At 39.3% G+C, this 7,723-nt stretch carries 8 protein-coding genes; 1 reads left to right on the plus strand and 7 read right to left on the minus strand.

The window, feature by feature from the left end; translation table 11 throughout:
• Window positions 1-10 precede the first annotated feature (10 nt).
• The 7 genes from FTV52_RS12490 to FTV52_RS12520 form a co-directional block, all read right to left on the minus strand.
• Complete coding sequence (locus FTV52_RS12490; protein WP_179990923.1) at window positions 11-1,261, minus strand: hypothetical protein; 1,251 nt, start codon at window positions 1,259-1,261, stop codon at window positions 11-13.
• A 79-nt stretch (window positions 1,262-1,340) separates the two neighbouring features.
• Window positions 1,341-1,772, minus strand: coding sequence for a hypothetical protein (locus FTV52_RS12495; protein WP_179990924.1), 432 nt, complete (start codon window positions 1,770-1,772; stop codon window positions 1,341-1,343).
• Entirely contained in the window at window positions 1,769-2,275 is a 507-nt protein-coding gene (locus FTV52_RS12500; protein WP_179990925.1) for a hypothetical protein, read from the minus strand. The genes FTV52_RS12495 and FTV52_RS12500 overlap by 4 nt, the downstream gene beginning before the upstream one ends.
• A gap of 14 nt (window positions 2,276-2,289) precedes the next feature.
• Window positions 2,290-2,757, minus strand: coding sequence for a hypothetical protein (locus FTV52_RS12505; RefSeq protein WP_179990926.1), 468 nt, complete (start codon window positions 2,755-2,757; stop codon window positions 2,290-2,292).
• A gap of 84 nt (window positions 2,758-2,841) precedes the next feature.
• Window positions 2,842-5,376, minus strand: a complete 2,535-nt coding sequence (locus FTV52_RS12510; RefSeq protein WP_179990927.1) for a hypothetical protein — start codon at window positions 5,374-5,376, stop codon at window positions 2,842-2,844.
• A gap of 143 nt (window positions 5,377-5,519) precedes the next feature.
• Window positions 5,520-5,987, minus strand: a complete 468-nt coding sequence (locus tag FTV52_RS12515; protein ID WP_179990928.1) for a hypothetical protein — start codon at window positions 5,985-5,987, stop codon at window positions 5,520-5,522.
• Between the two features lie 3 nt (window positions 5,988-5,990).
• A complete protein-coding gene (locus FTV52_RS12520; protein WP_179990929.1) occupies window positions 5,991-6,293 on the minus strand; it encodes a hypothetical protein in 303 nt (100 codons plus the stop codon).
• A gap of 782 nt (window positions 6,294-7,075) precedes the next feature.
• On the opposite strand from FTV52_RS12520, the gene FTV52_RS12525 reads away from it, so the two are divergent.
• Window positions 7,076-7,513, plus strand: a complete 438-nt coding sequence (locus tag FTV52_RS12525; RefSeq protein WP_179990930.1) for a hypothetical protein — start codon at window positions 7,076-7,078, stop codon at window positions 7,511-7,513.
• The last annotated feature ends 210 nt before the right edge of the window (window positions 7,514-7,723 follow it).

Raw genomic sequence — 7,723 nt, forward strand, 5'->3', positions numbered from 1 at the left:
TAGCTCCTCTCTACTTAAAGTAATTTTCAAAAAAATGAGTATTAAGCTCTTTAGGGAAATAGTGTTTTCGTTTAACCCAAACCAGACCATCTCCTTTAGAAATAACTGCAACATCAACAGGACCACCAACAGTCTCTTGACTACCGAAGGCCATTTTCCTCCTAAAAGCAGTCATGTTAACTAATGCTTCAGCCATACTTGCAAGCTCATCTTTTGGTAAAGCTTTAATCATTTCTACCATAGGTGATAGTAGATTACTAGCCATATAACGTTCTAATTCTTGTCTTAGTGATTCTGCACATGCTTTTGATAAAAGATTGATATCAATATTGTTTTTAAATTCAAATACTGGGGATGATAATGTTTCTTTAATCGTGTTTTCCGTAAAATTTATTGCATAATTATGTAAGTCAGGGTGCATTCCATCCAAGAAAGATCTTACTACATCTTCCTGAGCATAAGGAATAATGTCTGATCGCATGTATTTAGAGTTTTCATTAATAATAGTTTTATCTTCTCTCACTCTATGCAAAAGTTGTCCATTAAAAACTCCGTAAATCTCATAGGTTAACACTGATGGAAAAATATCATTATCACCAAAACCTGCTATTACAATCCCTGAAGAATTTAAGGGAGCACAATTTAAAACGGCGAGTTGTCCTATTTTTATTAAAAATTCCCTAATTTCTATTTTTGATGTCGTAAATGGGAAGGTTGTATCTATTAATGGGTTTGCTATAACCTTGATCCTCTCCAAAAGGTTTTCATCTATCACTCCTTCATAGATTTGCTTATTTGTCTCAAGGACATTTTTATATTCTAAAATTATAGATTCTGCATGTCTGTTTATTACAGACTCATCAATTGCCACGCCTTTGTTTTGCAAATCAGTCAATTCAGTTTTTATCTGCTCGACAATGTAGTTATATATATCGCCAATCCTCCATTCCGCCCAGTGATTTTGCTGTTCATCACTAAATAAGTGTAATTGAGAATTCAAGAACTCTATAAAATTCACACCATAATCATTTAAATGATTTAAGTTTGAAATATTCTTTTTTCTATATAACTTAATCAGAGTTTCCCAAGGAACATTCAATAAGTTCGCATTCCCATAAATCATAATACCTACTGGTTCAGTACGAGATAATGAAAATAACTTAATAGCACTGTTAATTATTTTTTGTGAGCCAATGGTTACTGCACTATCTGCAGCCATTGCCACGCCATGCTGGTTAATGATTACTATTTCAGCTGTCACAACTTTACCCCTCTAGTCTACACAAAATAATATTTAATGCTGTGTTGTGCTCACAAATTTAATTGTAAATATAACTTAATTATTCAAAAACAACCTTCATGGGCTGAAAGTCTTCAATATGAACTTTCTTGGCCTTCAGTAGATCTTCTCTTTTACCATCTACGACCAGGACGGCGCGCTTAACCTGAACTGTCCAAGTGCGACCCGCTCCGCACATAGTCTCTGATTCGATAAAGACATTAGTTGTGGCTTTGCCTGATAGGTTTTGTATATCGCCGTAGGTTATTACATTCTCAGAAGTCCCCTGCACTCTACCTGCTTTGTCCTTTGCCACCAGATCCAAATATAACTTATCACTCTCGCCTAAAAAGTCATGGATTGTCACATCCACCACGGCGGAACAGATCCCTGAGTTCACATAGCTGGTCTTGGAATGCTGCAGAGTGATTGGGGTAGCCAAAGCCACTGAGCTTATAAGAGCAGCCAAGGAGAAGGTTAATATTTTTTTCATAATGGAAGGCTACCTTGTATTAAAGCCATAAGTGAATCTAAGTTATCCCAACCAACATCTACAATTTTTGTTGTTAGATGCTTTAGACCTTCTGCTGGTAGCTCTTTGATTGCATCAATCATTGTAGTTTTGCGTTCAGGACTAAGATCAGAACTCATGATTTTTGCAGCCAGAATAGCCTTTAATTGCTCAGTTTCAAACTTGATAGTCACGGTACCTAGGATTGCAGATAGTCCACCGTCATCAGCCAAGAAATCCATACCTTTGTGATTTAGCCTGGTATTTCCCAAGGTCCAGCTTCCTATACCGTCCAGGCTATTAGTGTAGTGAATACTCTTTGGTTCTAATAATCCATGAGATTGTAAGTAGTAGAGATTCGAATAAAGCTTATGCTGATTTTCTTTATCTCGATAATCAAGATCAGTCCAAAAGTCATATGCAGCTGGGTACACCTCAGCCATTTTTGTCATAAGTTCAAGCTGAAATGCTCTATCTAAAATCATTCTATTTTTTAATCCTATGATTGCAGGTAATTCTCAGAAATTATCCAGCTCTTCTTCTTACCATCATAAATAGGCTGTAACTTAGCAATAGTCACATAATGCCAAAATCCATGACGTTCATTATGGATCGGAAGTACGACCACGAAATCTCCTTTCTTGAATTGGGCTTGCACATTTCCGCATGGTGCACTTACTTCCTGATACCCATCTTTAGTCACAAGATTTACTTGCACATCAATGGCGGATCGTCCCAAGCTTGCCATAGCTGGATCTTGTAAGGTTATCTGCAGGGATGCTTCATCTAATACGAAACCATGGATAGGCTGATTACTCTTAACCTCTGAAGTATATTTTTTACGGAGGAAGGCTGTTAACTCCTCTCTACTATCAAAAACTCTGACCTGATTCATTTTATTTTGGTATAGCATGAATCCTAAACCACTAATGGCTATTACTATAATTAGAGCCAGAATATAAAGCATCTCAATTCTCTTTATTTTGATATTTCAAATGAACAATACATATCCTATCTATAGAAAAATAGAAAGGAGCCGAAGCTCCTTTTTTTATTGCCCGATGGCTTTACCAAAATCCGGGGCTTCTATCTCATCCCATTCTCCCCACCACTGTGTACGATCCTGTTCACGCTCAGCCTTTCTAATCAGCTTCTCACGGTAGCCTGGTGCAATAGTGTCTTGTATACCGTCAAAGATGAGTTTGTTAGTAGCAGCCTTTGTATACCACAGGTTTTGAGCAGGGATTTTACTTTTAAGCAGTCTATAGGCTTCATTCCCTGCATTAGTCTCCTTGCCCTCATACCATTGATTCAGGTTACCAAAGGTTAGAGACAGGATAGCTTTTGCATCGCTACCTACGGGCCCCACCAGGAAGTCAGTAGTATCACGCCCACTCGGGTCCATACCTGCCACAAGAATGTCACCAACGATAGGCAGGCCGCCACCAGCGACAATAGAACGAGTTAAAAATTTAGCTTCTGTTTTCAGGTCACCATCATCGTCAAACATAGTAGCAGGATCGTTACCTAGTGCCAGTTCCTTGAGCTGGACAACTAGCCCACCAAGTACAGTAGTCATACCAAGTAATGAGCCAGCATACCAAGCCTTACTGGCCCATCCATTTTTAGACATTGCACGGCTACCATGTCGCATAAGGAATGCCAGAGGGAACGATTTAAACTGTGTTACACAGCGCCAGATTTCACCCATCTCTGTACCGGATCGGCCTACCTGGAATTTAGTTCGCTCACGTAGTCCAGCTTCAATAATTGCCATGCCTTGTTCATCAAGGGTATGAGTATGTAACGCCGTGGCGACTTCATCCTTAACGCGCTTTGGATCTCCAAACTGAGTGAGCTTTTCGTCTGGAATGCGATATATAGCCTGAGCATGCATGAGCTGATTCCCTCTGCTATCAGTGATAGGGTCGGCCAATCTCATCACCTGCCAAACCTTTTCATTAATTCCGACACCTTGAAGCAGCTCACGATCTGTAGGATGCAGATCCGTCCACTCCCTAGTACGTGTCATGCGCCCATACTTATCCAGCATCATTTTTGAATAGGCCATCTTTGAGGCTGCTGTGACGGCGTTTAATCCAGATATGCGGAGGACTTGAGTAGCCAATGAACTGGAAGCCTTAGCTATTTTCTCAGCACGTCCATGCACGGAGGTTAGGCCATCGTCTGACCAGCGATTCAATGATCCGAGCATTTCTTCCGTTGCCAGCCCAAGGCTGTGCGCCAGCTCCCGATCTTCGACATTCTTTGGATTGAGCAGATGCATCATTTCTCCGAAGAATTTTCGATAAGACAGGCCGTGTACGTGCGCCGTCTTTAAGATCATGGCATGGTCAGTGATAGACGAAATCACAGTACCGCCAAGCATGGATGCCACATTCATGGAGCGATATGTTAGTCCAGCATTGGCAAGCACCTTACTCTCTGGTGGATTCTGCCCGGTTAACTCATCAAACATAGTCTCAGCACGTACAAGGGACTTGTTTACTTTGTCCGGCTTAATACCATTCTGTACAGTGTCGATATGCCTAGCACTCTGCATAAGGATCTGCATGGCTGGGCGTGGGTTACTTCCGAAGGTTTCCACTAAGGCAATATCTTTCGACATGCTTGTAATGTGACTTTCCAGGATGTCTACAAACTGCATGCCACCATATTGGGATTGATAGTCCATCCATGCATCTGCATTCTTGAAGTTAAGTACACGCCCTTCCTGATGCTTGCTAGTGACTTTTGCACCGCCACCGACATAACCTTTCCCTACTTCAATTTTATTAGCGCCGTCAGTCACAATAGACGTGTAGATATTCCCTAATACATCTCTCAATTCATCATCAGACATTAGATTACCTTGAGCATCTACGAAGTCCTCACGTTTGATTAAGCCAATGATGTCATTGGTCCACTGTTCTTGACCTGCCTCAGCTACCTTTTGTGGGCTGTGATGTTGTGGTAATGCATAATCACGGCGTTTTTTAATGTCGCCACCTGCACGATTGAAACGCTCCAAGATGTCATCAAAGGTCTTGCTAATGCCTTGAGCTGCTTTAAGCGCCGTAGCATCTCCAGTGCTTTCCATATGCAATTCTTTAATAATATTCTGTACCAGGGACTTGTCAGTGAATATCCCTAGGCCACCTTTGATATTTAGATAGGTGTCTACCAATTGCCCTCGGTAAAGGTCTGCTATCACTCTGGTCTTAGAGTCTGCAGACTGAATGCCTGACATGTCGCCATACGCTGCAACCATCCGGTCTATCCGCTCTGATGCAGTTATCTTTAGTGCCGGATCTTGAAGGATGGCTAGGTTTTTATTTTGGATAAGAATGTCTTGTACGGCTATCCGCTTCTTACGTTCAAAATCAGCCCGAATATCTTCTGCTACTTGCTTACTGGCAGCAGACAGCTTTTCCAGATCGGTTAAGCCTCTCCAGTGGTCAATGTCTTTACGCGCTAGATTCACCATAGCCTGATTGATTCGGGCTTCAATATTCTGAACCTCTTGAGCATTTAGTGATGCTTTTCCTAAAGCCTTAGCTACGGCCTGCTTACATTGTTCTTTCATTTTTAATTCCTAAGTAATCAAGCACTGTATCCAATGCTATTTCATACCTGTAAATTAAAACGGCGTTAGTCCTCAAAAAATGGGTGTATTTAGATGTAAAAAAAGGAGCACAAATTGCTCCTTTTTCGTATGGCCAAATTTTATTAAAAATGGTGAGAAATATTTCTGACACCAGACTTACGTCCAACAGAAAGTGATTGAAGCACAGGTTTTATAAACTGAATCTTTTTAACAATTTGTTTTACTTCAAAGTCAAACGTATTCCGGTTAAGTAATCGCTTGAATTCATGCTTGGGATCTAAATAGTACGCCGTAATAATTAATGTATTTGGTGTGCAGCTTAAACTTTTAAGAATTGCGTATAAATGAGTAAAGTAAAATGCCTTATTATTTTTATTCGCCAAATATGTTAGCCGATAAATCAACTCCTCCAAATTATCAGCAATCTTCAGCAATTGCATTTGATAGCTAGATTCATATAACTGGTTGGGCTCTTTACCATTAATTGCTCTTTGGAATTCATCAATTAAATATTCAATTCCATTGCAGAGCTGAATCGATCGCTCCATATCATCACAATCTAAAGGTCTATACGCTGGCTGCTTAGTCATCAATCATATTCTCCAGTGATTAATTCGAGGGATGTCCTGATCTGTTTTTTCAGTAAAAGCTTTCCACAAATCAATAAATGCTTCGCCTGCTTCATAATTTGGCGTGCTGCCAAACTCCCAATCATTTACCGTTGATGGACCTGAAACTGGAAGCAAAAAAGCAATTTTTTCATTCGTCATTTCATGATGCTCTTTCAACTCCCTAATCATCTCCAAATAATTTGGTGCGCCGTACCAGATTTCTGTTTTTAAAAAAATTAATCTTTTAGATACTTCGAAATTATTAAGCTCAATATAAATATCCATAGCACCTCCCATAATTTTTCAATTTATTAAGAGGCAATCTAAGTCATCAAAAAATGGGTGTATTTCGACAAAACGCGCGCGCGCGCGAGGCAGGGAGCAAAACACTATATTTCTAGTTTTAAATTCCACCTGGTTATCAGCGCCACCCGTCAATCATCTTTACCAGTACGGCGTATCCAAGCAGGTCAAATGATACTTTTTAAAAGCATTCCTAAAACGCTCTAATTTTTCGTATTAGCACCTTAAATCTTTTCATGTACCTTTGGTCATTTTTATAATTTAAATCTCGTACAGCTCAAGCCAGTGCAAAATTGACACATAAGCTAGATTGGTTCCAACCTTTAATTATAAGTATTCTTGAAAATACACCTAAAAACTTGAACAGCTCTCCAAAAGAGATGATCGGTTCAATGGTAGATTCATTGATAGGTTCTGCATCCCAAAAACGGGTACATTCAAAATCCCAAAAACGGGTACATTCAAAATCCCAAAATTGGGAATATTACCGTTTTCGGAATGATACCAATATTGGGTACATTACAATTCCACATCTATTTTGGAAATGTTGAGGACTAGGAAACTTTCGTAGTTCATCATCACCAAGGGAAGCCACAGTTTAACGAGCGCAATTCTGCGCCGTCATGATGCGGAACCTAATTAAACCTAATATTCAAAGATGCTCAAGTGCGAATGCCCAAACGCTTTAAACCTGTCAAAACCCGAAGTCTAGGCGGCATATTAATATATGTGCTATAAAATCCTCGTTTCGATGGGGGATTTTTATGAAAAAATTAATATTAATTATGCTCTTTGTTGGGAGTAGTGTTTTTGCTTCAACCAATGATGCCGAAGCTATCAATAAAGCAAAACTGAGCATAGCATCATACAATTGTTATGCATTCTATAATTACCTAAACAAAGAAAAAGAAGCTCAAGAAATGTTTGGGCTTGGCTATAAATCTAGTATTGATTTTATCTCATACTTGAGAACAAATCGTATTAATGAAAAGTTAGCATATGAGCATGTTCCATCAATCTACCTGATGACTAGCGGGCCAAATGCTGATTTTATTGCAGGTCAGGTTTTTGCCACTGTAGCCCAAGCAGCATTTGATAAAATTTTCAAAGATTCAAAACTTGATTTTATATATGACGAAGAATTGAGAAAGATAAAAGCCCAGTCGTTAATACGCGAAAGTAACTGTGAGTTATTAAAGTGAAATGCTCTGGGTGCTCTTTTATTTCTAATAGTTCAAACCTGATCTAGTGCAATTTGTCTAATTAGACTAAGAGATGGATCCGGAAATTTGAACAACTCCTATAAGTGATATTCTGCTCCTCAAATGATGTTATAAACATCAATATATGGAGTATTTTATGGCACGTAGACCAAGAAGAAATCATTCAAATGATTTTAAAGCTAAGGTAGC

The sequence above is a fragment of the Acinetobacter sp. YH1901141 genome (genome assembly GCF_013416935.1).
Lineage (GTDB): Bacteria > Pseudomonadota > Gammaproteobacteria > Pseudomonadales > Moraxellaceae > Acinetobacter > Acinetobacter towneri.

Bases quoted from the DNA above. Each gene is read 5' to 3' on its own strand.
- FTV52_RS12495 (WP_179990924.1), bottom strand. From the start codon at position 1,772: ATGAAAAAAATATTAACCTTCTCCTTGGCTGCTCTTATAAGCTCAGTG.
- FTV52_RS12500 (WP_179990925.1), bottom strand. From the start codon at position 2,275: ATGATTTTAGATAGAGCATTTCAGCTTGAACTTATGACAAAAATGGCT.
- FTV52_RS12505 (WP_179990926.1), bottom strand. From the start codon at position 2,757: ATGCTTTATATTCTGGCTCTAATTATAGTAATAGCCATTAGTGGTTTA.
- FTV52_RS12510 (WP_179990927.1), bottom strand. From the start codon at position 5,376: ATGAAAGAACAATGTAAGCAGGCCGTAGCTAAGGCTTTAGGAAAAGCA.
- FTV52_RS12515 (WP_179990928.1), bottom strand. From the start codon at position 5,987: ATGACTAAGCAGCCAGCGTATAGACCTTTAGATTGTGATGATATGGAG.
- FTV52_RS12520 (WP_179990929.1), bottom strand. From the start codon at position 6,293: ATGGATATTTATATTGAGCTTAATAATTTCGAAGTATCTAAAAGATTA.
- FTV52_RS12525 (WP_179990930.1), top strand. From the start codon at position 7,076: ATGAAAAAATTAATATTAATTATGCTCTTTGTTGGGAGTAGTGTTTTT.